The following is a 24,507-nucleotide window of genomic DNA, read 5'->3' on the forward strand; positions in this document are numbered from 1 at the left end:
AAGTGAGAGGCTGGCCATGGCGCCACGCATCGACCGTATCGCTGCACTGCTGAATTGCCCGACCAAGGGCGCGGATATCCGCCAGGCCATCAAGGAGAGTCGCAAGGACTTTCTGCTCGAGGCCGAAGAAGAGGATGAAGACCAGCAGCGGGCCCAGCCTGCTGTTGGTCTGGATGAATCGACGCAGAAGCGGCAGACGCCAGACTGACGCCCGGAGCCTTTACTTGCGGGCGGGCGCGCGTTTCACGTTCTGGCCCTTGGCCTCGATGGCCAGGGCAATCGCCTTGTAGCAGTCGTAGAACAGTTCCTGGTTCTTGAACATGTTTTCCACCAGTTCCATCTTGCCGTCGCTGTGCTGGACGCGGATGAAACGCTGGTTGAAGACTTCCACCAGCTCGACGTCCGAGATATTGATCAGGCGAATTTCGCGGATCTTCGAACTGAAGTTGCTGACCGGGGCGACCAGCTTCTTATCTGTCAGCACCACATAACGATTGCCGGCACCGCGCAGGAAGATCAACGCACCCGCGACGGCGACGGTCATGGCCACGCCCACGAGGCCAAGCAGTTGCATGACCAGATGACCATTGAGCCCCAGGGCTTCTATCAGCCGGATCATGCTGTTGTTCTCGCTGGGTGTGCCGAACACCGCGAACAGCGAAAGCCCACCGAAGACCAGGCCCGCCAGGGTCATTTTCTTGTAGTTGGGCCCGTAGTAATAACGCGCCTGGTGAGATGGCGCGGTATTTCCGGAAAGGTTCGAGATATTCATCGTGTGTGGTCTTCCATGAGTCTGGCGAGAAAAGGCGGGTCTCCGCTCGGTAGCGGGCAGCGCGCAGGCATCATCGCAAAAAAGATCGGAGACACCTAAAGGGTTTTCGGGGAGAAAAGGCTTTAGCAAGAAGCGAAATACCTCACAACGAATGCAGCCAATCCGCTTTGCTCCTCCCAAGCCTCAATCCCTATAGTTTCCCTGTTGCTGAAAAATCAGCGACCGGATTTGGCGATCCGGCTTTTAAGTTAGGTGTTTGTTCGTGACCCGTTGTAGCTGAATCAGCTAGCGGATTTTTGGACTTGATCGCGCTGTTCGCCAAACAGGAATGACTTATGAGCCAGTACCTCCCCTTCAATACCAATCACCCCGATTGCCAGGTAACGCTGATTGATAGCCACGCCCCTGTAGCCTCCGTGCTTGATTGCGCCCATGCCCGTATCAAGGCAGGGACGGACCTTTTGGAAAGCCTCACCTCGGTGACGATCAAGGGCATCGAGGATGGTGATCTTTATCGGCTGACCAACGCGGCTTATTTGTTGCTCAGGGAAGGGGTGGATTTATTGGAGGTGGCGCGACGAGGTGTTAATTGAACTTGAGTTTCACGAAGGGCTTCTTGCACAGCCCTTCGGTCAATTTCAGCTGACGGGAGCAAAAATATCTTTGAATGATCAACAACCGGCGGCAGGCGCGTTCAAGCGTAGGGCGAAGCGGGCAGGTTGATGAACTCGGCGGCGGCACCGTCTTCGGCCATGCGCCGGGCCCGTTCCGGCAGCAGTCGGGCGTGATTTTCCAGCTGCCAGCGATACCAGCTCAGGCGCTGGACTATCCGTCGTCGGCAAGGGGCTGGCAGCTGCGCCAGCAGGTCGGCGCTGGCGGGTGCCCAGCGGGCCCGGGTCGAGTAGTAGCCGAACAGGTTTTCCCGCAGGCCGAAGCAGTCCTCGAAGCTTTCCTCGATGCTGTACACATAGAGCTCGAAGCTGGCGCTCAACCGCTGCTCGCCGTCGGCGTTATCGCGCAGGTAGGCGAATATCCCGGGCCAGTTGATGCAGAACAGGTGCTCGTCCCAATCGCCGTCCCGGGTCAGGTACTCGCCCTGGCCGCGAAAGAATTGCGGTATTTCCTGGCGCGCCAGGGCCCGTTCAAAGTTGCTGCTCATGCTGCTCTTCCTCTCGTGAGCCTTGGACATTGGCGATGCTGACGGACTGCGCCACGCATTCGATGACACAGTCGAAGCCGATGTCCAGGCGCAGGTAATAACCAGGCTGCAAGCGTGTGAGCTGGGTGCGCATACGCCCATCGAAACGCGTGCCGCTGACGTGCAGTTCGCTGATGCCCTGGATCTTCAGGTCCAGGCGGCAGTGGGTCAGCGCCTGGCTGGCCGGCCAGATGGATGGCAGGGACTGGCGCGGCAATGAGCCCGCCAACTGCAGGCTCAGTTGTTCGCCCTGGAACTGTGGGCCCGGGGTGTGCAGGTCGTAGGGCGTGGCCGCTACATCGAATACGGCTTTCCAGGCTTGGGGATTATTGACGCTGAACAGCCAGTCGCGGGAGCCGCGATCCCGCGCCGGGATCGCCCGGCATTCGGCCAGGGACGGCAACCGGGCGCGGACCAGGTCGTCGTGCCACAGCTGCCGGGCCGCCAGGAGCAGGCGTTGAAAGAAGTCCTGGCTGTCGTCGATCTGCGCCGGCCAGCCGGCGGGCCATTGATCGCATTCGTAGTCGTCCTCAATGGGCTCCCAAACCTCCTCGAAGTCGAAGTCCGGGTCGTCCAGGGCCGCTTGCAGGACCTCCATCCGCTGCTGTCGGTGACGGAAGTTCTCCTGGGCGTTGACGCGCGCCAGGCAGTAATGGCGGATCAGGTGTTCGCGGTCATCGGGGTCGTTGGGGTCGTAGCGGCTCAGCTCGGCATCCAGGGCCGGGGGCATGTCATAGCCGATGAAACAGCCGATCCAGGCGCGCAGGTCCGGCTGGTAGGGCTGGTTGAGCAAAGGATGGCGCAGCATCGGGACCTCCTGTCCGCGAGGCGTGGGTCGACACACGCCTCGATGATTCTTCGATCGACTCAACGGATGGAAACGAAAAAGCCCCAGGCCATGCGACCTGGGGCTTTTGCGTTTCTAGCTGGCGCACTCGGCGGGATTCGAACCCACGACCCCTGCCTTCGGAGGGCAGTACTCTATCCAGCTGAGCTACGAGTGCAGTGCGGGCGACATCATACCCATGTCGGCTTGGGGCGTCCATGCGGTTTTTTTCCGCGTGATGGTTGGTCGTCGCCTCGTTGTTTATCTTGTCCTTTTCGATACCCGAAAGCCCCTTCGCCCTGTTCACAAGTCCTCCCGCCAGACGTCCCTTTGTTTGCTTTGCTCTATGGCTTCACGCGCTCTAACCCGTTGCGCGCCCGCGCAGCGATTTCCTGCCAGTCAAGGCGAACGCATGCATTCAAAAGGCGTGGTAATGCTCGATCTCTCGTTGCGTCAAACCCTGCTGGCACGCTCCGATCTGTTCAGGGGGCTGCCGGACCATCTGATTCGTTATGTCGCCACCCATGCGGTGGAGCGCACCTTGAGTGACCGGGAGGTGCTTTATCTCAAGAGCGAGGCGCTGGATTTCATCGCGCTGGTGGTCGAGGGCCAGGTGTATTCGGTGATTCATGGCCCCGATGGGCGCGAGCAGATTGTCGGCAGCGCCAGTGTCGGCCAGGTGGTGGGCGAGTCGGCGCTGATCGAGGGCCACGCCCGGGAAAACTCGGCCTTCGCCTGCGGCCCGACCCGGGTGCTGCTGTTGGGGCAGCGGCATTTCAGGGCGTTGTACGAGGAGCCGCTGTTCTGGCAGCGGGTCCTGATGCTGCTGATGACGCGCCTGATGAAGATCCTCGAGTTGCTCGAACTGGTTTGCCTGCACCGCCTGGAGTCGCGGCTGGCGCGCTTTCTGCTGGCCAATATCGATGATTTCGAGCTGGCCCCGGTGACCTGTGCGTCGGTTCCGCGCAACCAGGGCATCCTGGCCGCGATGCTCAACACCAGCCGGCCGAAGCTGAATGTCCAGTTGCAGCTGTGGCGGCGTTCGGGGGTGATCAGCTGCCAGAGCGGTCGGCTGGTGATCAACGATGTCGAGCATCTGCGGCGCAAGGCCTACTCGCTGAATTAATTTTCCAACTGTTCCCCAGGTAACAGCGAACGCCTGGTGCGCGATCAGAGACTGTCGGCTCATCAAGGAATGCACAGGGAGTGCTGGCGATGGGATCTTTTCGTGAAGTGGCGGCGGTCGATCGGTTGTTCGAGGCAAGCTGGCGAGCGGTGTACCCCGAGCTGATGCGCCGGGCCAACCGGCGAGCCAGGGGCAACCTGGCCCTGGCCCAGGAGTGGCTGTCCAATACGGCCGTCAAAGCCCTGCTGTTCTTCAGGCGTTCCCCGGAACGCATCCGAGAGCCGCAGGGCTTTCTGTTTCTGGTGCTGGACCACGTCTTTCTCGACAGCCTGCGGCGCAGCAAGCGTGAAGGGCAGCTGTTCGATCACTCGATCGATCTTGAGCACGATCACCAGGCCCTGCTCGCCGCGCCTTGCCTATCGGTGTTCGAGTGCACCGAGCAGCTCGAACGACTGCTGCAGTTGGGCAATCGCGTGGAGCAGTTGCCATTGCTCCAGCGGCGGTTGTTTGAAATGCGTTTTGTCGAGGAGTTGCCATACCCGCAGATCGCCGCCGAGCTGGGCATTACCCAGCCTCTGGTGCGCAAGCGCGTGCAGTTGCTGCGAGCGGCGCTGCGCTGAAAGTGCTTTTGCATTCACAGCGACGGGTGTCAGGCGTTCTTGTTTCATGAGCACCTGAAACCGTCGACGAGTTCACCGCCAGCGCGCCTGCGCTGGCGTCTTCCATCAAGGAGAGATGTATGCCAGAGGTCAACAGCCAGATTACCGACGCTGTAACGCAAACCAACGTCAAGGTGGTGGCCGAGGCTCCGGCCCAGGCCATTGCTTCGCTGTACCAGGTGGCCAGTCATTCGGCGGGGTTGTCCCTGCAGAATGCGGTCAACAGCCAGCAGGCGTTGAATCAGATCTCCAACGCGGTGATCTCCAAGGCTGTGTCGCTGATCATGCAGATCGGCGAGAAGGCCTGACGCCTGGGGAGATACCTCATGTTCTGGTTCAAGAAAAAACCTGCTGTCGCCGCCGAGCCGGAGACTGACGCCACGCCGGCGACCGACCCTGAGGCGGCCAATCTCAAGCCAAGCGATCCCGAGCCAAGCGATCCCAAGCCGAGCACTCCCGAAACCGCCGAGCCTACGGCTGCGGGGCCCCAGGTTGCTGATCCCACTACAAGGGGCACCTCCCCGCCACCCAGCACTCCCGCCAAGTCGCCGCGCACGGTGATGGACCGCATGAACGACCACATGATGGTCCAGGTCGCGGCGCCGCCGACTGGCAGTACCGATGCGCTGAACAGCCAGATCGTCGAGGCGGTGGAGTTCACCAACGCGCAGACCTTCAGCTATGCCCCGGCGCAGATCGCCATTGCCCCGGACATGATGATCAGCCAGGCCGCCGGCCTGGTCGCGCAGTCGGCGGCGGGCTATTTCGACGGGGTCAGCAAGCTGGCGCTGGCGGCCCAGGCGGTATTGCTCGAGCAGATGACGAAAAACATCGTCGAAAACCATCCCGAAAAAGCCGCCGAGGATGCCTTGGGCGCCCTGGCCACCGACCTGCTGGTGGGGGCGGCGGCCGCCGTTGCTGCCGCGGCCGGTGCTCTGGAGGCGACAGCGGCGGGTATTGCCATCGACAAGATCGACGAGAGCATCGCCAAGTACAGCAACACCCTGGCCAATCGCGGCGCGCCGCCGTCCTGATTCACGCCGTCCTGGCGTCATGAGCACCCAGTCCCGGAACCCCTCCGGGACTGGGCAGCAGCACGTTCTTTAATGAGCAAGGAGGAGGCCGAGATGCCCCAGGAAAATGCCGACTCGCTAGCGAGTCTTTATCAATTGGCCGATGCGCTCAACCTGAGCCTGTCCGCGGGTGAAAAGCAGATTCTCGAAGCCTGGATGCGCAGCGAGCCGCGCACGGGTGTCATGGAGCGGGTGCTCAACCAGACCCAGCACCTGATCGAGAACGAGAGACAACGCACCCGCGACTTGATGGAGCAGGCCAGGGTCAGCGAAAGCAGCCTGCTGGGCAGTCCCCAGCAGCGCGAAGCAGTGATCCGCCAGTGGCTGGCGGCCAAGCAACAGGCAACGGTTATCGATGCGCAGGAGGAGCCTGTGCGGATGCTCAGCAGCGCGCAGAACCAACTGATCCGCCAGACCGTCGAGGAAGCCGTGCAAGCGCGGATGCTGGGGCTGGTGCAGCAGGTCGAGGCGGTGCTTTCCCGTATCGACCAGGCAGGCGACGCGCCGGAGGACCATTGAGCATTTGCTCGTTCACAGCCTGGGTTTTGCCACGTTCATTGGTTAACACGGAACCCGCCGTGTACTAAACAAAGGAAGTTGAACCATGCCATTAGTCAACGAGCAAATTACCGACGCGGTCACCCAGACCAACGTCAAAGTGGTGGCCGAATCCCCAGCGATGGCGATGAGCACCATCTACCAGTCCATGGGCCAGGCGACGGCGATTCTGTTCCAGAACGCTGTTTCCGCCCAGCAGCAGCAAAATACCCTGGCCCAGGCCGCCACCAACCAGGGCGTGATGCAGATCTACAGCGTCGATACCACCGCAGGCGCGGCGGCTACCGAAAAAGTCGCCCAGGGCGGCGTGGCCGACAACCTGACCAGCCTGCTGACGGTCCTCAAATCGTTCAACCCTTGATCGGGCGAGCGCTAACGGAAGTTGTTCTTTCTTAATAAGGAGTTTCATCTATGAGTACAGTCAGTCCGCAAATCACCGATGCCGTCACCCAAACCAACGTCAAGGTCGTGGCCGAAGCGCCGGCCATGTCGATGGGCACCATCTACCAGTCCCTGGGGCAATCCGTAGCGATCCTGTTCCAGAACTCGGTCTCGGCCCAGCAACAGCAAAACACCCTGGCCCAGGCGGCGACCAACCAGGGCGTGATGCAGATCTACAGCGTCAACACCACCGCGGGCGCGGCGGCCACCGAGAAAATGGCCCAGGGCGGTGTTGGCGACAACCTCGCCAGCCTGCTGACGATCCTCAAGTCGTTCACTTAAGACCTGGCCCTGAGAAAACCCCGCAGCCTTCCGGCTGCGGGGTTTTTTGCGTTTGGGCAACACAAGCCCAACCCCTTTGTAGGAGCGCGCTTGCTCGCGATGGCGGCCTGACGGTCAACATCGGTATTGGAGGGTGTTCTTTATCGCGAGCAAGCTAAGCTCGCTCCTGCAGGGGGCGTCTGCCCCCAACCGCCGGGGCGGTGTCGTTGATCCGAAAGATTCTGCCAAAGCGGCGTTTTCGTTCTTTTTTTCGAACAGCCTATTGCCCTGTCCCCCGGTTGACCCTAGGATTCGTTTGAGATTTCAAACGCTCTTGTCTGAGAGCCGACCCGCACGTCTATTCTGATATGCGCTATTTCTGTGCTTGAGCCCGGTAACAGTTTTTCCTGACGGCAGCCTGTCAAGGCGCCTTTCAACAATCACAATTCGCTCCGCCCCGCGCGGTGCTGTTAAGGAAACCGACATGCAGCTTAAAGACGCCCAGTTGTTCCGCCAGCAAGCCTTCATCGATGGGGCTTGGGTCGACGCGGATAACGGCCAGACCATCAAAGTGAACAACCCGGCAACGGGCGAAATCCTCGGCACCGTGCCGAAGATGGGCGCCGCTGAAACCCGCCGCGCCATCGAAGCCGCCGACAAGGCCCTGCCGGCCTGGCGCGCGCTGACCGCCAAGGAGCGGGCGACCAAGCTGCGTCGCTGGTATGAGCTGCTGATCGAAAACCAGGACGACCTCGGTCGCCTGATGACCCTGGAGCAGGGCAAGCCACTGGCCGAAGCCAAGGGTGAAATCGCCTACGCCGCTTCCTTCATCGAATGGTTCGCCGAAGAAGCCAAGCGCATCTATGGCGACGTGATTCCCGGCCACCAGCCGGACAAGCGCCTGATCGTGATCAAGCAGCCGATCGGCGTGACCGCGGCCATCACCCCGTGGAACTTCCCGGCGGCGATGATCACCCGTAAGGCCGGCCCGGCCCTGGCTGCTGGCTGCACCATGGTGATCAAGCCGGCTTCGCAGACCCCGTTCTCCGCCCTGGCCCTGGTCGAGCTGGCGCACCGTGCCGGCATCCCGAAAGGCGTGCTGAGCGTGGTCACCGGCAGCGCTGGCGACATCGGCGGCGAGCTGACCAGCAACCCGATCGTGCGCAAGCTGTCCTTCACCGGCTCGACCGAAATCGGTCGCCAGCTGATGGCCGAATGCGCCAAGGACATCAAGAAAGTCTCCCTGGAACTGGGCGGTAACGCTCCGTTCATCGTGTTCGACGACGCGGACCTGGATAAGGCCGTCGAAGGCGCGATCATCTCCAAGTACCGCAACAACGGTCAGACCTGCGTCTGCGCCAACCGTCTGTACATCCAGGATTCGGTCTACGACGCTTTCGCCGAGAAGCTCAAGGCCGCGGTGACCAAGCTGAAGATCGGCAACGGTCTGGAAGAGGGCACCACCACCGGCCCGCTGATCGACGAAAAAGCCGTGGCCAAGGTCCAGGAACACATCGCCGACGCCCTGGGCAAAGGCGCGACCCTGCTGGCCGGCGGCAAGCCGATGGAAGGCAACTTCTTCGAGCCGACCATCCTGGTCAACGTGTCGAAAGACGCGGCCGTGGCCAAGGAAGAAACCTTCGGTCCGCTGGCGCCGCTGTTCCGTTTCAAGGACGAAGCCGAAGTGATCGCGATGTCCAACGACACCGAGTTCGGCCTGGCCTCGTACTTCTACGCTCGCGACCTGGGCCGTGTGTTCCGTGTGGCCGAAGCCCTGGAATACGGCATGGTCGGCGTCAACACCGGGTTGATCTCCAACGAAGTCGCGCCGTTCGGTGGCATCAAGGCTTCGGGCCTGGGCCGTGAAGGCTCCAAGTACGGCATCGAGGATTACCTGGAAATCAAATACCTCTGCCTGGGCATCTGATACCCGCGCCAAGGCATGGTTTTAAACGCCAGGGGCACGAGAGCGCTGTCCCCTGGCGTGCTGTAAACGATATTTCAGTAGTGGCCGGGATAGCCGGGGCAGTCGATCATCGCATGCTGCCGCGGTTGCCTCCCCGCCACGTCATCCTTGAACCACGCCGACCGATGAGCGGCGAATGAGGACACTATGAGCAAGACCAACGCATCCCTGATGAAACGCCGTGAAGCCGCCGTACCGCGCGGTGTTGGCCAGATTCACCCGATCTTCGCCGATTCCGCGAAGAACGCCACGGTAACCGACGTTGAAGGTCGCGAGTTCATCGACTTCGCCGGCGGTATCGCCGTACTCAACACCGGCCACCTGCACCCGAAAGTCGTCGCCGCGGTGACCGAGCAGTTGAACAAGCTGACCCACACTTGCTTCCAGGTCCTGGCCTACGAGCCTTACGTGGAACTGTGCGAAAAAGTGAACGCCAAGGTGCCGGGCGATTTCGCCAAGAAAACCCTGCTGGTGACCACCGGTTCCGAAGCCGTGGAAAACTCCGTGAAGATCGCCCGTGCCGCCACTGGCCGCGCCGGCGTGATCGCCTTCACCGGCGCCTACCACGGCCGCACCATGATGACTCTGGGCCTGACCGGCAAGGTCGTGCCTTACTCGGCCGGCATGGGCCTGATGCCAGGCGGCATCTTCCGCGCGCTGTACCCGAACGAGCTGCACGGTGTGAGCATCGACGATTCGATCGCCAGCATCGAGCGCATCTTCAAGAACGACGCCGAGCCACGTGACATCGCCGCGATCATCATCGAGCCGGTACAGGGCGAAGGCGGTTTCTACGTCGCGCCTAAAGAGTTCATGAAGCGTCTGCGTGCGCTGTGCGACCAGCACGGCATCCTGCTGATCGCCGACGAAGTGCAGACCGGCGCTGGCCGTACCGGCACCTTCTTCGCCATGGAGCAGATGGGCGTTGCCGCCGACCTGACCACCTTCGCCAAGTCCATCGCTGGCGGCTTCCCGCTGGCCGGTGTCTGCGGCAAGGCCGAATACATGGACGCCATCGCGCCAGGCGGCCTGGGCGGCACCTACGCCGGTAGCCCGATCGCCTGCGCCGCGGCCCTGGCCGTGATGGAAGTGTTCGAGGAAGAGCACCTGCTGGACCGTTGCAAGGCGGTCGGCGAGCGTCTGGTGACCGGCCTCAAGGCCATCCAGGCCAAGTACCCGGTGATCGGCGACGTGCGTGCCCTGGGCGCGATGATCGCGGTCGAGCTGTTCGAGAACGGCGACAGCCACAAGCCGAACGCAGCTGCCGTGGCACAGGTTGTTGCCAAGGCGCGCGACAAGGGCCTGATCCTGCTGTCCTGCGGTACCTACGGCAACGTCCTGCGCGTGCTGGTTCCGCTGACCTCGCCGGACGAGCAGCTGGACAAGGGCCTGGCGATCATCGAAGAGTGCTTCTCCGAACTCTGATCCCGCCTGTGACCTGATTGACAAAAAGACCCGCCTCGGCGGGTTTTTTTGTGCCGATCGAGGATGCGCAGTGCATTTGCGCTGTATGGAAGCCTCGGCATTGACTAAGGTGCAAAGGATTGCCCAGGGAGCGTGCTGCATGACTGCTGTGGATTTACCCGCTGTACCGCGAGTGTTGATTGCCGAGGCGGACCCTTGGTCGCGCGATTTGCTCAAGCAGGTGTTGCTGAATGTACGTTGCGATGCGCGGCTGGATGTGTGCGCCGACGGTCAGGAAGCCCTGCAACTGCTGGCCGAAAAACCCTATGACCTGGTGATCGCCGACTGGGAGTTGCCCGGTGTCGACGGACTGGGTTTGCTGCGCAGCGTACGCCAGCGCAGGCGTAACCCGGTGCTGCCTTTCATCCTCATCAGCAATCGCAGCGACAGCGCCAGCGTGCGCGAAGCCTTGCCGCTGGCGCCGACGGCCTACCTGACCAAGCCGCTGAACATGGAAGGCCTGACCCAGCGCCTGCAGGACCTGCTGCTGGATGCCGGCCAGGAAGTGTCGTGCGAGATCCCGGCCCTGGCGCCGGGCATGACCCTGTGGACCTTTCTCGAGCGTCGCCGCGAGCTGGCCGAGGGTGCGCCGTTGCTCGCCGACGTGCAGCTGGCGGTGAAACGCAGCCTCAACCCCAACGGTCTCGATCTCAAGCTGCTGGAAGACGAGGTGCGTACCGACCCGCAGATCACCGCGGTGCTGATCGCCGCGGCCAACAGCGCCGCCCAGCACCATGGCAGTGCCGTGCAGACCCTGGCCCAGGCGCTGCAGCGGCTGGGTTCCGGGCAGAGCATGAACCTGATTCTCGGCCTGGCGCTCAAGCGCAGCGCACGCCTGAGCGACCCGGCCCTGGGCGATTACGCCGAGCGTTACTGGGAGCTGTCGCTGCACACCGCGGAGTACGGCCGGACCCTGGCCCGCTTGCTGGACCTGGACCAGGAGCGCTGCTACTGCGCCGGCCTGCTGCATCGCCTGGGGGATCTGGCGTTGCTGAGCTGCCTGCAGGAGTGGAAACAGGCCGGTGGCGCGCTGGACGACATGGAAGAGGTCGGCGATGCCCTGGCCCAGTTCGGCGCGGCCTATGGTTCGGCCCTGCGCACCCGCTGGCGCCTGCCGCTGGAACTGCGCGAGCTGATTGCCTCGGTCTACCAGCTCGGTGGCGGGGTTTACTCCCGCGAGGCGTTGGTGATGAACCTGTCCGCCCAGCTCGCCCGCCTGCAACCGTCCGAGGGCCTCGAAGAGCTGGCCAACAGCAAGACCGCGCGCCTGCTCAAGATCGGCCTGCCGGAGCTGAGCCGCCTGCGCAAAGGTTGATACCTCGACCAGCGGCTACAGAGGCCGTCTACCCCGAAACGATCCGGTTCTTGCCCTGGCGCTTGGCTTCATACATCGCCGCGTCGGCGCGGGCGAAGAGGCTGTCGAGGTTTTTGTCCTCGGCGGTGAGGCTGGTCAGGCCCTGGCTGACGGTGATGCTGAACTGCGCCTCGTCATGGCTGAAGGTCAGGCGCTGGATTTCCCGCTGCAGGCGTTCGGCAACCTGGCGCGCCATGTCCGGGGCGCAGCCGGGGAAGAGGGCGGCGAACTCCTCGCCGCCGATACGCCCGAACAGGTCGCCACGGCGCAGGGTGGCGCGGCCGGTCTCGGCGATGCGTTGCAAGACGTTGTCGCCCTCGGGGTGGCCGTAGGTGTCGTTGACCACCTTGAAGTCATCGATATCCAGCAACAGGAAGGCCAGCGGCGTGCCTTGCTGGCGCGCCTGCTCGAATTCGCGGTTGGCGCATTCGAAGAAGTGCCGGCGGTTGCTGCTCTGGGTCAGCACGTCGGTGGTGGCCAGGCGTTGCAGCTCGGTCTCCAGGTGCTTTTTCTCGGTGATGTCCTCGGCAAGGCCGACGATGATCACCCGGTCCCCGGAGGCGGCATTGCGATTGATGAAGCACTTGTCGCTGAGCCAGCGGACCTGGCCCTGGGCGTCGATGATGCGGTATTCGCGGTCTTCCACCGCGCCTTTTTCCAGCACCTGGGCCAGGGTCCGCTCGGCGTATTCGAGGTCGTCGGGGTAGACGCTGTCGCGCCATTCGTTGGCGTCGGCCAGCAGCAGGCCGGCGGAGCGGCCGAAGATGCGCTCATACGCCGGGCTGACATAAAGCACCTGGCGGGCTTCCCAGTCGAAAGCCCAGAGCACGGCATTGACGCTGACCAGCAACGAGCTGAACAGCTGTTCGCGTTCCGTCAGCCGGGCGACCTCGCCCTGGGCATGCATCAGCGCCATCAGGGTTTGCGCGGCCTCGGGCCACTGGGGCAAAGCGGATGGGAGTTGTGGGTTCTTGTTGGCCATCGGCACCGATCTCAAAGCGCACGCCGCTCGGGAAACGAAGCGGCCACAGAAAGCCCGCCTGGATGGCGAAGTGTTGCTTGAGATAGGGGATTGGCGACGAAGTTCCCGGTTTCCGTGGTCTGGAAGCCGGCACCCGCTGGGCGGTCACGCTGCCGTGGATGACGGGCTGGAACTCATGGGGCGGGGAGGGTAGCGAGCCCACCGGCCACGGCAGATGAGCTTGCCGTGGCGGGTGAACGGGCCAGCGTCAGGCGCTGGCGGGGCGCAGCGAGTAGGTTTTCAACTGGCTGGCGAAGTCGCGCAGCGATTGGATCCCGCTGGCCTCGGCTTCGTGGACCCAGTCCTTGATCGCCGCCAGCATGTCGTGGCCGTTGGAGCTGGTCTTGGCCCAGATCTGTTGCAGCGCCAGGCGTTTTTCGTAGATCACTTTCAGGGCCTGGCTGTGCTCCAGCATGTTCTGGATGCGCGCATGGTGACGCTCTTCCAGCAGGCTGGTCTCCCGCGACAGCAGGCGCTTGGCGCGATGGAACTGGTGGCGCACCGAGTGATCGACCTTGTCCAGCTCCTGCTTGACCAGCGGCGCGATCACCAGCTTGCGGTACTGGGCCATGATCTGGAAACGGTTGTTGAGGATCGCCATCGCCGTGTCCATGTCCAGGTGGCCCTTGCCTTCGACCCGATGGGCGATCGGCGCCACACGCTGCACCTTGGCCAGGCGCAGGAAGCTGAACACCTTGATCCAGGCCCAGCCCAGGTCGAACTCCCACTTCTTCACCGACAGCTTGGCCGAGTTGGGGTAGGTGTGATGGTTGTTGTGCAGCTCTTCGCCGCCGACCAGGATGCCCCAGGGCACCAGGTTGGTCGCCGCGTCGCGGCATTCGAAGTTGCGATAGCCGACCGCGTGGCCCAGGCCGTTGATCACCCCGGCGGCCCAGAACGGGATCCACATCATCTGGATCGCCCAGATGGTGATGCCGATGGTGCCGAACAGCAGCAGGTCGATCACCGCCATCAGCGCCACGCCGCCCAGCTTGTAGCGCGAGTAGAGGTTGCGCTCGATCCAGTCGTCCGGGCAGTTCTTGCCGTAGATGCGCAGGGTTTCCGGGTTTTTCGCCTCTTCGCGGTACAGCTCGGCGCCTTTGCGCAGCACTGTGGACAGGCCCTTGATCACCGGGCTGTGAGGGTCGTCCGCGGTTTCGCATTTGGCGTGGTGCTTGCGGTGGATGGCGGTCCACTCGCGGGTGTTCTGCGCCGTGGTCAGCCACAGCCAGAAGCGGAAGAAATGTTTCAGGCCGGCGTTGAGCTCCAGGGAGCGGTGGGCTGAATAGCGATGCAGGTAAACCGTGACCCCAACGATGGTCACGTGAGTCATTAACAGGGTGACTGCTACCAGTTGCCAGGCCGACAAGCCTAGAAAACCTTCGTACCACATAGGCTGTAGGGCCCTCGATAAAGAAAAAACAGCAGTCGCATTATCACCAAGCCCACAGAGAAAACCAGTCGCCCTTTCAGATAAGAGTGGCGAGATGTTTCTTCCTCTATAATCCCTAGCTTTCCGTAAGGACATTGACGACCTTATGTCGGTTTCTTCTCGCGACGCTTTGCGCGCAGCCCTGCTCTACCTCTTGCTGTCTGTGTTGTGGCTGCAGTTCAGTGGTCATTTATTGAGCAGTTTCTTCGATGAGTCGAACGATCTGGCGCGCTGGCAACTGATCAACGGGTACGTCTGGGCGCTGCTCAGCGCCGCCCTGATCTTCATCGCGCGGGGCCGTCTGTTGCGTTTGCTGGGCGCCGACGCCTGGTTGCTTCACCAGCGCGAGGACCGCGAGCGTCTACGCCAGGCCGCCGCCGTGTTCGATTGCACCCGCGAAGGGGTGCTGGTCAGTGACCGCCGGGGCCAGATCGTCCATGTGAACCGCGCGTTCATCGAGATCACCGGCTATCAGCGCGAGGAGGTGCTGGGCCGCCAGCCGAGCATGTTCAAGTCCGGGCACCACACGGCGGATTTCTACCAGGCCATGTTCGATTCGCTGAATGCCACAGGCGAGTGGAGCGGCGAGATCTGGAACCGGCGCAAATGCGGCGAAATCTACCCACAGTGGCAGACCATCCGCGCCATCCGCGATGACGACGGCCAGCTCAGCCACTATGTCGCGGTGTTTTCCGACATCAGCGCGATCAAGGATTCCGAACATGAACTGGCCCACCTGGCGCACCACGACCCGCTGACCGACCTGCCCAATCGCCTGCTGTTCACCGACCGCGCCGAGCAGGCCCTGGCGTCGGCGCAGATCCACAAGCGTGGCTGCGCGCTGCTGATGGTCGACCTGGATCACTTCAAGATGATCAACGACAGCCTTGGGCACAATGTCGGCGACCGCCTGCTCAAGGCCGTGGCCCAACGCCTGCAAGGCATGTTCGGCCCGGGCATCACCCTGGCGCGGCTGGGCGGCGACGAGTTCGCCGTGCTGGTCGAGAGCTGCGGGCAACCGGGGCAGGCCGCGGTGCTGGCGCAGCGCATCATCGACGGGGTGAAGCAGCCGTTCCTGATGGACGAGAATCAGCTGTTCATCAATGCCAGCATTGGCATCAGCCTGTTCCCCAGCGATGCCCTGAGCGCCGAGCAACTGTTGCGCAATGCCGACACGGCGCTGTTCAAGGCCAAGAGCGCCGGGCGCGACAGCTACGCGCTGTACACCGAGGAACTGACGGCCCACGCCCAGCAACGGGTGGAGATTGCCTTCGAATTGCGCCGCGCCCTGGAGCAGCAGGAGCTGCGGGTGTTCTACCAGCCGGTGCACGACCTCGCCAGCAGCCGCCTGGTCGGGGTCGAGGCGCTGGTGCGCTGGGAGCATCCGCAACGTGGCCTGGTGCCGCCTGGCGAGTTCATTCCGATTGCCGAGCGCACCGGGCTGATCGCCGAGATCGATGCCTGGGTCATGCAGCAGGCCTGTCGGCAGATGTGCCAATGGCAGGCGGCCGGCATGGAGTTGTCCTTCGTCGCGGTGAACGTTTCCAGCCGCCTGTTCGCCCGCCGCGAGCTGTACCAGCAGGTGGCCCAGGTGTTGCACGACACCGGCCTCGACCCCGCCTACCTGGAACTGGAAGTCACCGAAAGCGCGGTGATGGAAGACCCGGAAGTCGCCCTGGAGCAGATGCACCGCCTGCGCGAACTGGGGCTGCGCCTGGCCATCGACGACTTCGGCACCGGTTATTCCTCGCTGCTGCGGCTCAAGCGCCTGCCGGTGCAGAAGCTGAAGATCGACCAGGGTTTTGTCGCCGGCCTGCCATGGGACGAAGACGACGCGGCGATCTCCCGGGTGATCATCGCCCTGGCCCAGAGCATGGGCATGCAGGTGCACGCCGAAGGCATCGAACAGGTGGAACAGGCGCGGTTCCTCCTCGACCAGGGTTGCGACCTGGGCCAGGGCTACTGGTTCGGCCGCCCGGTGCCGGCGGCGCAACTGGAATGGGGCCGGGCGCCGCAGATCCACTGATCGGCGCCCCTGTCGGGGCATCGGCTCCTACAGATCCGCAGAAACCTGCCAGACGCTGCTTCTGTAGGAGCGAAGCTTGCTCGCGATCAAGGCGCCGCGGTGTATCAGGCAGGCCGCCATCGCGGGCAAGCCTCGCTCCTGCAAGAGGCGGGTTGGCGCTGCAATCAGCGCCGATTCCCACGCAACCCCGCGTCAATTCAAATAATTTCTTCTGGTTATATAAACATTCTTAAATAGTATTTTTAAGAATATCTGCGCCTATCTACTATTGCCCTCACGCCGCAAGCAGTGCCGCCACTGCCAGGCACATCTCATTCAGGAGCAACACCATGAGCGCATCTCTTCGTAGCGTTGACGGCCAGGACGAACAAACCATCTTGCGCGAGATTCAAAGCGCATTGCGCGACCTGCGTTTCGGCGCGGTGGAAATCACCGTGCACAACGCCCAGGTCGTGCAGATCGAACGCAAGGAAAAATTCCGCCTGCAAAACCCTGGCAATAAACCAAGCTGAATTCCGCACTACCTCTCGCCACGAGAGGCCCGACTGGACAACCGGAGGGCGTCATCCATGACCCCCAGCCTGAACCCCAGCGTTCGCCCACGAATGCGGGCCTGATTCGCCATAAGAAAAATGCCAGCACATTAAAAAATTTCGGGAGCTCCATCATGTCGTCGATTCGCCGTTATGCCCTGGCCGCCCTCGCCAGCGCCGTTTTTGCCGGTTCCGCCGTTGCCAAGGATTACGAATTGCTCAACGTGTCGTACGACCCGACCCGCGAGCTGTACCAGGACTACAACACCGAATTCACGAGCTTCTGGAAAAAGGAACACCCGGGCGACAACGTCAAGATCCAGCAATCCCACGGTGGCTCGGGCAAACAGGGCCGCGCGGTGATCGACGGCCTGCGCGCCGACGTGGTGACCCTGGCGCTGGCCGGCGACATCGATGAAATCGCCAAGCTCGGCAAGAGCCTGCCGGCCGACTGGCAAAAGCGCCTGCCGGATGCGAGCACGCCTTACACCTCGACCATCGTGTTCCTGGTGCGCAAGGGCAACCCCAAGGGCATCAAGGACTGGGGCGACCTGATCAAGAAAGACGTGTCGGTCATCACCCCGAACCCGAAAACCTCCGGCGGCGCTCGCTGGAACTTCCTTGCCGCCTGGGCCTATGGCCTGAAAGCCGGCGGCAGCGAAGCCAAGGCCCAGGAATACGTGAAGGAGCTGTTCAAGCACGTACCGGTGCTGGATACCGGCGCTCGCGGCTCGACTATCACCTTCGTCAACAACGGTCAGGGCGATGTGTTGCTGGCCTGGGAAAACGAAGCTTTCCTGGCGCTGAAGGAAGACGGCGGCGCCGACAAGTTCGACATCGTCGTGCCTTCGCTGTCGATCCTCGCCGAGCCGCCCGTGGCGGTGGTGGACAAGAACGCCGAGAAAAAGGGCAACACTGAGATCGCCGAGGCCTACCTCAAGCACCTGTACAGCCCGGCCGGCCAGGAAATCGCGGCGAAGAACTTCTATCGTCCGCGGGACAAGGATGTGGCGGCCAAATACGCTCAGCAGTTCCCGAAACTGGACCTGGTGACCATCGACAAGGACTTCGGCGGCTGGAAAACTGCCCAACCGAAATTCTTCAATGATGGCGGGGTGTTCGACCAGATCTACCAGGCGCAGTAATCTTCAGTGGCGAGCCCCGGGCTGCAAGGCATCCGGGGTTCGTCGAACCGCCAGAGCAATAGGCCCGGATTCGATTCCGGGCTTTGCGTGTCAACCAAGGACTTTTATGTCGCGTCGTATCTCCCCCGTCATACCCGGCTTCGGGCTGACGCTGGGCTACACCTTGGTGTACCTCAGCCTGATTGTGCTCATACCCCTGGCGGCGATGTTCGTGCATGCCGCCCAACTCACCTGGGATCAGTTCTGGGCCATTGTCTCGGCACCGCGGGTACTTGCCGCGCTCAAGCTGAGCTTCGGCACGGCGCTGTACGCGGCGATCATCAACGGCGTGATCGGCACGCTGCTGGCCTGGGTGCTGGTGCGCTACAGCTTTCCCGGACGCAAGATCATCGACGCGATGATCGACCTGCCGTTCGCCCTGCCCACCGCCGTGGCCGGTATCGCGCTGACCGCGCTGTACGCGCCGACCGGCCTGGTCGGCCAGTTCGCCACCGACCTGGGGTTCAAGATCGCCTACACCCCCCTGGGTATCACCCTGGCACTGACCTTCGTCACCCTGCCGTTCGTGGTGCGCACCGTACAGCCGGTGCTGGCCGACATTCCCCGGGAAGTCGAAGAAGCCGCCGCCTGCCTTGGCGCCAAGCCCTGGCAGGTGTTCCGCCACATCCTGGTACCGGCGCTGCTGCCGGCCTGGCTGACCGGCTTCGCCCTGGCCTTTGCCCGGGGCGTCGGCGAGTACGGCTCGGTGATCTTCATCGCCGGCAACATGCCGATGAAAACCGAAATCCTGCCGCTGCTGATCATGGTCAAGCTCGACCAGTACGATTACACCGGCGCGACCTCCATCGGCGTGTTGATGCTGGTGGTTTCCTTTGTCCTGTTGCTGCTGATCAACCTGCTGCAGCGGCGCATCGAACGACCTTAAGGAGGCGCGAACCATGTCCCAATCGTCCATTAGCGCCGCTTCCTCGGCCAACGCCGACCGTCGTGGCAGTGCCACCTCGCGGCGCATCCTGATCGGCCTCGGCTGGCTGATCTTCGCCCTGTTCCTGCTGCTGCCGCTGTTTATCGTGGTGTCCCAGGGGCTCAAGCTCGGCCTCGGCGCGTTCTTCGCCGCGATCTTCGAGCCGGACGCATTGTCGGCGCTGAAGCTGACGGTGATCGCCGTGCTGATCTCGGTGCCGCTGAACCTGGTGTTCGGCGTCAGCGCCGCCTGGTGCGTGAGCAAATACAACTTCCGCGGCAAGAGCATCCTGGTGACCCTGATCGACCTGCCGTTCTCGGTGTCGCCGGTGATCGCCGGCCTGGTCTACGTGCTGATGTTCGGCGCCCAGGGTCTTTTTGGACCGTGGCTGCAGGATCACGATATCCAGATCGTGTTCGCCCTGCCGGGCATCGTCCTGGCGACCATCTTCGTCACCGTGCCCTTCGTCGCCCGTGAACTGATCCCGCTGATGCAGGAGCAGGGCACCCAGGAAGAGGAGGCCGCGCGGCTGTTGGGGGCCAATGGCTGGCAGATGTTCTGGCATGTGACCGTGCCGAACATCAAGTGGGGCCTGATCTACGGCGTGGTGCTCTGTACCGCGCGGGCCATGGGTGAGTTCGGTGCGGTGTCGGTGGTTTCCGGGCACATTCGCGGGGTGACCAACACCCTGCCGCTGCACGTCGAGATCCTCTACAACGAATACAACCACGTCGCCGCGTTCGCCGTCGCGAGCCTGTTGCTGATCCTGGCGCTCTTCATCCTGCTGCTCAAGCAGTGGAGCGAAAACCGTATCAACCGCCTGCGCGCCAGCGCCGCGGAGGAATGAATCATGTCGATCGAAGTCCGTAACGTCAGCAAGAACTTCAATGCCTTCAAGGCCCTGAACAGCATCAACCTGGATATCCAGAGCGGCGAGCTGGTGGCGCTGCTGGGCCCGTCCGGCTGCGGCAAGACCACCCTGCTGCGGATCATCGCCGGCCTGGAAACCCCGGACGCCGGCAGCATCGTGTTCCACGGCGAGGACGTCTCCGGCCACGACGTGCGCGATCGCAACGTCGGTTTCGTGTTCCAGCACTACGCGCTGTTCCGCCACATGAGCGTGTTCGACAACGTTGCCTTCGGCCTGCGCATGAAGCCGAAGAACCAGCGCCCGAGCGAAAGCAGGATCGCCGAGAAGGTCCATGAGTTGTTGAACATGGTGCAGCTGGACTGGCTCGCCGACCGCTACCCGGAACAGCTGTCCGGCGGCCAGCGCCAGCGGATCGCCCTGGCCCGCGCCCTGGCGGTGGAGCCGAAAGTGTTGCTGCTGGACGAACCCTTCGGCGCCCTGGACGCCAAGGTGCGCAAGGAGCTGCGCCGCTGGCTGGCGCGCCTGCACGAAGACATCAACCTGACCTCGGTATTCGTCACCCACGACCAGGAAGAAGCCATGGAAGTGGCGGACCGTATCGTGGTGATGAACAAGGGCGTGATCGAGCAGATCGGCTCGCCGGGCGAGGTGTACGAGAACCCGGCCAGCGACTTCGTCTACCACTTCCTCGGCGACTCCAACCGCCTGCACCTGGGCGAGGACAAACATGTGTTGTTCCGCCCGCACGAAGTGTCGCTGTCGCGTTCCGAACTGGCCGATCACCACGCCGCTGAAGTACGCGATATCCGTCCGTTGGGCGCCACCACCCGGGTGACCTTGAAGGTCGAAGGGCAGAGCGAACTGATCGAGGCCGAAGTGGTGAAAGACCATGACAGCCTGGTCGGGCTGGTCAAGGGCGAGACGCTGTTCTTCAAGCCCAAGGTCTGGCAGAAAGTCGCCAATATCTAAACGTCAAAAGCATCGCGGGCAAGTCGGATCGCCGCCCGCTCGCTCCTACAGAAGCATGCAATCTTCTTCTGTAGGAGCGGAGCTTGCCCGCGATAACGATCTAAATGGCCGCGCGTTTCGGATTGACCCTCACCCCTCCCGCCCGCGCCTCGATCTCATGCTTGAGCGCCTGGCGCAATCCCAGCATGAATGCCAGCTCCGCCACCACGAACAACGGCCCGACGATCAGCCCCGAGACGTCGTCGACAAAGGCCGGCTTGCGCCCTTCGTAGTAATGGCCGACGAACTGGATCACCCAGCCGATCACGAACATGCCCACCCCGCTGGCCAGCCAGACCAGGGTGCTTTGCTGCGCCAGTGCATGGCCAGCCCACACCGACAGCCCCATCAGCAGCGTCATCAGCAACCCCAGGCGCAACTCCAGGCGCAGATAGAACCAGCATGACGCCAGGGCCAGCAGCAGCGCCGGTGACAGCCACAGCCCGGCGACTGGCCAGGCGGGGCGCGACAGCAGCACTGCGACGGCCAGCACAATCAGCGGAATACCGATAAAGTGGCTGGCGATGTTGCGCGGATCACGGTGGTAGGCGGCGTATTGACTGAGATGGTCGACGAGGCTTTTCATTGTTGTTCCTCCTGTAGGGTGATCGAATCATGCCCTGCGCCGGTTGCCGGCTCTGTCAGCTAGGCGACAATCGGCTCGCTGCCCGTGTGGATAACGCTATCGATGAAGATGCAGGTCTGGCGCGAGCGCCTGATGAGCGGCCAGTGGTTCAGCCGCTTGCCCGTTCAATTACAGAATAGTCTGCTGGCCAATGCCCGTTTGCGCCCGCTGGCGCCGGGCCAGCGCCTGTTCCAGCGCGGCGATCCGCCCTGCGGCCTGTACGCGGTGCTCGAAGGCACGGTGCGCATCGGCGCGGTCAGCGAGGAGGGCAAGGAGGCGCTGCTGAGCCTGGTGGAGGCGCCGCACTGGTTCGGCGAGATCAGCCTGTTCGACGGCCAGCCGCGCACCCATGACGCCTATGCCGTGGGCCAGTGCAGCCTGCTCAATGTGCCCCAGGCGGCGCTGCTTGAGCTGCTGGACGAGCACCCGCAATACTGGCGGCAGCTGGCGTTGCTGATGAGCCACAAGCTGCGCCTGACCTTTATCAACCTCGAACAGCTGAGCCTGATGCCGGCCCCGGCGCGGGTGGCCAACCGCCTGTTGATGATCGCCCGCGGCTACGGCGAGACCGACACCCCGCGCCGCGTCCTGCACCTGCCCCAGGAGCAGTTGGCGCTGCTGCTGTCGCTGTCGCGCCAGACCACCAACCAGATCCTCAAGGATTTGCAGGGGCAAGGCATTCTCAAGCTGGGGTATGGCGAGATCGAGATCCTCGACGAAGCGCGGTTGCGGGCGTTGGCCGGGGGTTGACCATCAGATCGCTATCGCGGGCAATCGAGCGTCGACCGGCCGCTCCTACAAAAGAAGATTGCGTGCTTCTGTAGGAGCGAGCGGGCGGCGATCCGACTTGCCCGCGATGAGGCCCGTACCGACACCGCCAATTCCCAACTAACGCAACCCATCCCGAAACTGCCCCGGCGTCATCCCGGTCCAGCGCTTGAACGCGCGGCTGAAGCTGCTGGCATCGGCGAACCCCAACAGGTAACTGATCTCGCTCAGGGAGCACTGCGGGTCGCGCAGGTGCAGCAGGGCGAGGTTCTCCCTGCATTCGTTGAGCAGGGTGTCGAAGCGACAGCCTTCGTCCGCCAGGTGACGTTGCAGGCTGCGCAGGCTCAGGTGCAGGGCCTGGGCGACCCGTTCCGCCGAAGGTTCGCCTTCCGGCAGTTGGGATTCGATGACCCCGCGCACCTTGCGCTCCCAGGTCAAAGGTTGCAGTTGAATCAGGGTGCGCTTGAGCACGGCCTCATTGTGCTCGGCCAGCTCCGGGTTGGCGTCGTCCAGGTGGCTGTCGAAGTCGTGCAGGCCGAACTCCAGGCGGTCCTCATCGGCGCTGAAAAACACCGGCGCGCGAAACACCGTGTGCCATTGCTTGGAGTCCGCCGGCTCGGGGCGCCGCAGGTACACCGCCAGCGGCGCGTAGTCGCGGCCCAGGCGGTTGCGGCAGGTGCGCACGTAGATCGCGACAAAGGCGTCGATGGCCTCGAACGCCGGCTCCGGGTTGCCCTCGGGGACCTTCAGGCGAAAGCGATAGCGGTCCTCGGCGCGGGTCAGCTCCAGTTCCAGGGCATCGCTGACCACCTGGTGATAACGCACGATGCGCTCGAACACTTCCCGCAGGCTGCCGCTGGCCACCAGCGCATAACCCAGGGCATGGAAGGTGGTCGGGCTGACGAAGCGCGAGACCCGCAAACCTATGGCCGGGTCGCCGCTGGCCTGCACCGCCAGTTGCCACAGGCGGGTAGTGCCCGACAGTGGGTAGCGGGCGTTGGGGTCGTCCATCAGTTGCGGGTCGAGGCCGGCCTGGTGGCACAGGGCGGTGCTGTCGAGGCCCAGGGCATCGAGCTGCTTGCGCAGGGCGCGGGTCCAGCTGGCGAGGGAAGTGGGTTCGGTCATGGCGGTTGGCGCGTCCGGTCAACAGGTTGGCGTCCGCGGCTAGCGCCCGGCGCGCGGGCGCAGGGCAGGATGCGAACATCAATAACCAGAGGATGGAAGCATGCACGGTACTTCTGCAAGTCCCGACCGGCTGAATGCTCAGCAACGATCGGCGCATATTCGTGAGGTGGTGCTGGCCAGGGGCGTCGAGTTGCGCGAGCGCTACCCGCTGCTCAAGCATCAGGACGCGTTGGGCGCGGGCATCCTGGCCTTGGCCCTGGCCGGGATGATAGGCACGGCGGCGCTCTACATCGGCGGCTACCTGGCCTGGTGGGCCTGCCTGCTGCTCAACGCGTTTTTCGCCTCCTTGACCCACGAGCTGGAACACGACCTGATCCACAGCATGTATTTCCGCAAGCAGCGCATCCCCCACAACCTGATGCTGGCGCTGGTCTGGCTGGCGCGGCCGAGCACCATCAATCCTTGGATCCGTCGCCATTTGCACCTCAATCACCACAAGGTGTCCGGCACCGAGGCCGACATGGAGGAGCGCGCCATCACCAACGGCGAGCCCTGGGGCCTCGCCCGGCTGCTGATGGTCGGTGACAACCTCATGTCGTCATTGATCCGCACCCTGCGCGCCAGGACCTGGGCGCACAAGCTCAACATCCTCAAGCGCACCCTGAAGGTGTACGCGCCGCTGGCGTTGCTGCATTGGGGGGCCTGGTATGTGTTTCTCGGCTTCCAGGCCGCCAACGGCGTCGCCGCGCTGCTGGGGGCGCCGATCGACTGGTCGGCCAGCACCCTGGCGGTGATGCAGGTGATCGATATCGCTGTGGTGGTGATCATCGGCCCCAATGTGCTGCGCACCTTCTGCCTGCACTTCGTCAGCTCGAACATGCACTACTACGGCGATATCGAAGCGGGCAACGTGATCCAGCAGACCCAGGTGCTCAACCCCTGGTGGCTGTGGCCGTTGCAGGCGTTCTGCTTCAATTTCGGCAGCACCCACGGCATCCACCATTTCGTGGTCAAGGAACCCTTCTACATCCGCCAGCTGACCGCGCCGGTGGCGCACAAGGTGATGGCCGAGATGGGTGTGCGCTTCAACGATTTCGGCACCTTCGGCCGAGCCAACCGCTTTACCCGCAAGGAGCAGGCGGCGGCGCAGGTGGTGCGGGGTGTCAGGGCGTGATGTATCGCATTTGAGGGCCAATCGCGGGCAAGCCTCGCTCCTACAGAGCTGTGTCGTTCGCGACATTTATGAACGACGCCGATCCGTAGGAGCGAGGCTTGCCCGCGATAACAATTT

At 63.1% G+C, this 24,507-nt stretch carries 27 protein-coding genes and 1 tRNA gene; 20 read left to right on the plus strand and 8 right to left on the minus strand.

Annotated elements, in window-relative coordinates; all coding sequences use genetic code 11:
• Positions 1 to 16: 16 nt before the first annotated feature.
• Positions 17 to 208, plus strand: coding sequence for a hypothetical protein (locus J4D52_RS20870; protein ID WP_102676455.1), 192 nt, complete (start codon positions 17 to 19; stop codon positions 206 to 208).
• Between the two features lie 12 nt (positions 209 to 220).
• Here the strand turns inward: J4D52_RS20870 and J4D52_RS20875 are convergent, their stop codons facing one another.
• Positions 221 to 772, minus strand: coding sequence for a hypothetical protein (locus tag J4D52_RS20875; RefSeq protein ID WP_102676454.1), 552 nt, complete (start codon positions 770 to 772; stop codon positions 221 to 223).
• 335 nt (positions 773 to 1,107) lie between these two features.
• Between J4D52_RS20875 and J4D52_RS20880 the strand changes: the two genes are divergently transcribed.
• The gene (locus J4D52_RS20880; protein ID WP_102676453.1) at positions 1,108 to 1,365 is read left to right on the plus strand and encodes a hypothetical protein; all 258 of its coding nucleotides are present in this window, start codon (positions 1,108 to 1,110) and stop codon (positions 1,363 to 1,365) included.
• A 101-nt stretch (positions 1,366 to 1,466) separates the two neighbouring features.
• Here the strand turns inward: J4D52_RS20880 and J4D52_RS20885 are convergent, their stop codons facing one another.
• From J4D52_RS20885 to J4D52_RS20895, 3 genes are all read right to left on the minus strand, one after another.
• Positions 1,467 to 1,931 (minus strand): hypothetical protein, encoded by a 465-nt coding sequence (locus J4D52_RS20885; protein ID WP_025808527.1) that lies wholly within the window; start codon positions 1,929 to 1,931, stop codon positions 1,467 to 1,469.
• On the minus strand, positions 1,915 to 2,778 hold the full coding sequence (locus tag J4D52_RS20890; protein WP_102676452.1) for a hypothetical protein: 864 nt from the start codon (positions 2,776 to 2,778) through the stop codon (positions 1,915 to 1,917). The genes J4D52_RS20885 and J4D52_RS20890 overlap by 17 nt, the downstream gene beginning before the upstream one ends.
• Before the next feature lie 119 nt (positions 2,779 to 2,897).
• Positions 2,898 to 2,974, minus strand: a tRNA-Arg gene (locus J4D52_RS20895).
• A gap of 234 nt (positions 2,975 to 3,208) precedes the next feature.
• Here J4D52_RS20895 and J4D52_RS20900 point away from each other — a divergent pair.
• The 10 genes from J4D52_RS20900 to J4D52_RS20945 all read left to right on the plus strand — a co-directional run bounded on the left by J4D52_RS20900 (position 3,209) and on the right by J4D52_RS20945 (position 11,659).
• Entirely contained in the window at positions 3,209 to 3,922 is a 714-nt protein-coding gene (locus tag J4D52_RS20900) for a Crp/Fnr family transcriptional regulator (RefSeq protein WP_102676451.1), read from the plus strand.
• Positions 3,923 to 4,011: 89 nt separating this feature from the next.
• Positions 4,012 to 4,542 (plus strand): RNA polymerase sigma factor, encoded by a 531-nt coding sequence (locus J4D52_RS20905; RefSeq protein ID WP_169915714.1) that lies wholly within the window; start codon positions 4,012 to 4,014, stop codon positions 4,540 to 4,542.
• A 119-nt stretch (positions 4,543 to 4,661) separates the two neighbouring features.
• Positions 4,662 to 4,889 (plus strand): RebB family R body protein, encoded by a 228-nt coding sequence (locus tag J4D52_RS20910; RefSeq protein WP_023969933.1) that lies wholly within the window; start codon positions 4,662 to 4,664, stop codon positions 4,887 to 4,889.
• Between the two features lie 18 nt (positions 4,890 to 4,907).
• Entirely contained in the window at positions 4,908 to 5,615 is a 708-nt protein-coding gene (locus J4D52_RS20915) for a hypothetical protein (RefSeq protein WP_102676450.1), read from the plus strand.
• A gap of 93 nt (positions 5,616 to 5,708) precedes the next feature.
• Positions 5,709 to 6,173, plus strand: a complete 465-nt coding sequence (locus J4D52_RS20920; RefSeq protein WP_025808522.1) for a hypothetical protein — start codon at positions 5,709 to 5,711, stop codon at positions 6,171 to 6,173.
• Between the two features lie 85 nt (positions 6,174 to 6,258).
• Positions 6,259 to 6,573, plus strand: coding sequence for a RebB family R body protein (locus tag J4D52_RS20925; RefSeq protein WP_009041621.1), 315 nt, complete (start codon positions 6,259 to 6,261; stop codon positions 6,571 to 6,573).
• A 50-nt stretch (positions 6,574 to 6,623) separates the two neighbouring features.
• Complete coding sequence (locus J4D52_RS20930) at positions 6,624 to 6,935, plus strand: RebB family R body protein (protein ID WP_025808521.1); 312 nt, start codon at positions 6,624 to 6,626, stop codon at positions 6,933 to 6,935.
• Positions 6,936 to 7,398: 463 nt separating this feature from the next.
• On the plus strand, positions 7,399 to 8,841 hold the full coding sequence (gabD, locus tag J4D52_RS20935; RefSeq protein WP_025808520.1) for an NADP-dependent succinate-semialdehyde dehydrogenase: 1,443 nt from the start codon (positions 7,399 to 7,401) through the stop codon (positions 8,839 to 8,841).
• A gap of 186 nt (positions 8,842 to 9,027) precedes the next feature.
• Positions 9,028 to 10,305 carry a 4-aminobutyrate--2-oxoglutarate transaminase gene (gene gabT / locus J4D52_RS20940; RefSeq protein ID WP_009041624.1) on the plus strand — a complete coding sequence of 426 codons (1,278 nt, stop codon included), beginning with the start codon at positions 9,028 to 9,030 and terminating at the stop codon, positions 10,303 to 10,305.
• Between the two features lie 139 nt (positions 10,306 to 10,444).
• Positions 10,445 to 11,659 carry a response regulator gene (locus tag J4D52_RS20945; protein ID WP_102676449.1) on the plus strand — a complete coding sequence of 405 codons (1,215 nt, stop codon included), beginning with the start codon at positions 10,445 to 10,447 and terminating at the stop codon, positions 11,657 to 11,659.
• Positions 11,660 to 11,687: 28 nt separating this feature from the next.
• Here J4D52_RS20945 and J4D52_RS20950 read toward each other — a convergent pair whose 3' ends face one another.
• Both J4D52_RS20950 and desA read right to left on the minus strand, forming a co-directional pair.
• The gene (locus J4D52_RS20950; protein ID WP_102676448.1) at positions 11,688 to 12,680 is read right to left on the minus strand and encodes a sensor domain-containing diguanylate cyclase; all 993 of its coding nucleotides are present in this window, start codon (positions 12,678 to 12,680) and stop codon (positions 11,688 to 11,690) included.
• 247 nt (positions 12,681 to 12,927) lie between these two features.
• The gene (gene desA / locus J4D52_RS20955; protein WP_025808517.1) at positions 12,928 to 14,112 is read right to left on the minus strand and encodes a delta-9 fatty acid desaturase DesA; all 1,185 of its coding nucleotides are present in this window, start codon (positions 14,110 to 14,112) and stop codon (positions 12,928 to 12,930) included.
• 145 nt (positions 14,113 to 14,257) lie between these two features.
• Here desA and dibA point away from each other — a divergent pair, with 145 nt between their 5' ends.
• The 6 genes from dibA to J4D52_RS20985 all read left to right on the plus strand — a co-directional run bounded on the left by dibA (position 14,258) and on the right by J4D52_RS20985 (position 20,659).
• A complete protein-coding gene (dibA, locus tag J4D52_RS20960; protein WP_102676447.1) occupies positions 14,258 to 16,177 on the plus strand; it encodes a phosphodiesterase DibA in 1,920 nt (639 codons plus the stop codon).
• 329 nt (positions 16,178 to 16,506) lie between these two features.
• Positions 16,507 to 16,689: a sulfur starvation response protein OscA gene (oscA, locus tag J4D52_RS20965; RefSeq protein ID WP_009041629.1), complete on the plus strand. Its 183-nt coding sequence runs from the start codon at positions 16,507 to 16,509 to the stop codon at positions 16,687 to 16,689.
• A 155-nt stretch (positions 16,690 to 16,844) separates the two neighbouring features.
• The gene (locus J4D52_RS20970) at positions 16,845 to 17,855 is read left to right on the plus strand and encodes a sulfate ABC transporter substrate-binding protein (protein ID WP_016705023.1); all 1,011 of its coding nucleotides are present in this window, start codon (positions 16,845 to 16,847) and stop codon (positions 17,853 to 17,855) included.
• A 106-nt stretch (positions 17,856 to 17,961) separates the two neighbouring features.
• Complete coding sequence (gene cysT / locus J4D52_RS20975; protein ID WP_007921521.1) at positions 17,962 to 18,780, plus strand: sulfate ABC transporter permease subunit CysT; 819 nt, start codon at positions 17,962 to 17,964, stop codon at positions 18,778 to 18,780.
• 13 nt (positions 18,781 to 18,793) lie between these two features.
• A complete protein-coding gene (gene cysW / locus J4D52_RS20980; RefSeq protein WP_025808515.1) occupies positions 18,794 to 19,666 on the plus strand; it encodes a sulfate ABC transporter permease subunit CysW in 873 nt (290 codons plus the stop codon).
• A gap of 3 nt (positions 19,667 to 19,669) precedes the next feature.
• Positions 19,670 to 20,659: a sulfate/molybdate ABC transporter ATP-binding protein gene (locus tag J4D52_RS20985; RefSeq protein ID WP_102676446.1), complete on the plus strand. Its 990-nt coding sequence runs from the start codon at positions 19,670 to 19,672 to the stop codon at positions 20,657 to 20,659.
• Positions 20,660 to 20,759: 100 nt separating this feature from the next.
• Here J4D52_RS20985 and J4D52_RS20990 read toward each other — a convergent pair whose 3' ends face one another.
• A complete protein-coding gene (locus J4D52_RS20990) occupies positions 20,760 to 21,284 on the minus strand; it encodes a DUF962 domain-containing protein (RefSeq protein ID WP_102676445.1) in 525 nt (174 codons plus the stop codon).
• A 102-nt stretch (positions 21,285 to 21,386) separates the two neighbouring features.
• Here J4D52_RS20990 and J4D52_RS20995 point away from each other — a divergent pair, with 102 nt between their 5' ends.
• Complete coding sequence (locus J4D52_RS20995; protein ID WP_063427746.1) at positions 21,387 to 22,073, plus strand: Crp/Fnr family transcriptional regulator; 687 nt, start codon at positions 21,387 to 21,389, stop codon at positions 22,071 to 22,073.
• A gap of 138 nt (positions 22,074 to 22,211) precedes the next feature.
• Here the strand turns inward: J4D52_RS20995 and J4D52_RS21000 are convergent, their stop codons facing one another.
• A complete protein-coding gene (locus J4D52_RS21000) occupies positions 22,212 to 23,216 on the minus strand; it encodes an AraC family transcriptional regulator (RefSeq protein ID WP_102676444.1) in 1,005 nt (334 codons plus the stop codon).
• A 100-nt stretch (positions 23,217 to 23,316) separates the two neighbouring features.
• Here J4D52_RS21000 and J4D52_RS21005 point away from each other — a divergent pair, with 100 nt between their 5' ends.
• Positions 23,317 to 24,390 (plus strand): fatty acid desaturase, encoded by a 1,074-nt coding sequence (locus J4D52_RS21005; RefSeq protein ID WP_102676443.1) that lies wholly within the window; start codon positions 23,317 to 23,319, stop codon positions 24,388 to 24,390.
• The last annotated feature ends 117 nt before the right edge of the window (positions 24,391 to 24,507 follow it).

It is taken from the genome of Pseudomonas sp. GW460-12-10-14-TSB1, assembly GCF_017349775.1.
Lineage (GTDB): Bacteria > Pseudomonadota > Gammaproteobacteria > Pseudomonadales > Pseudomonadaceae > Aquipseudomonas > Aquipseudomonas piscium.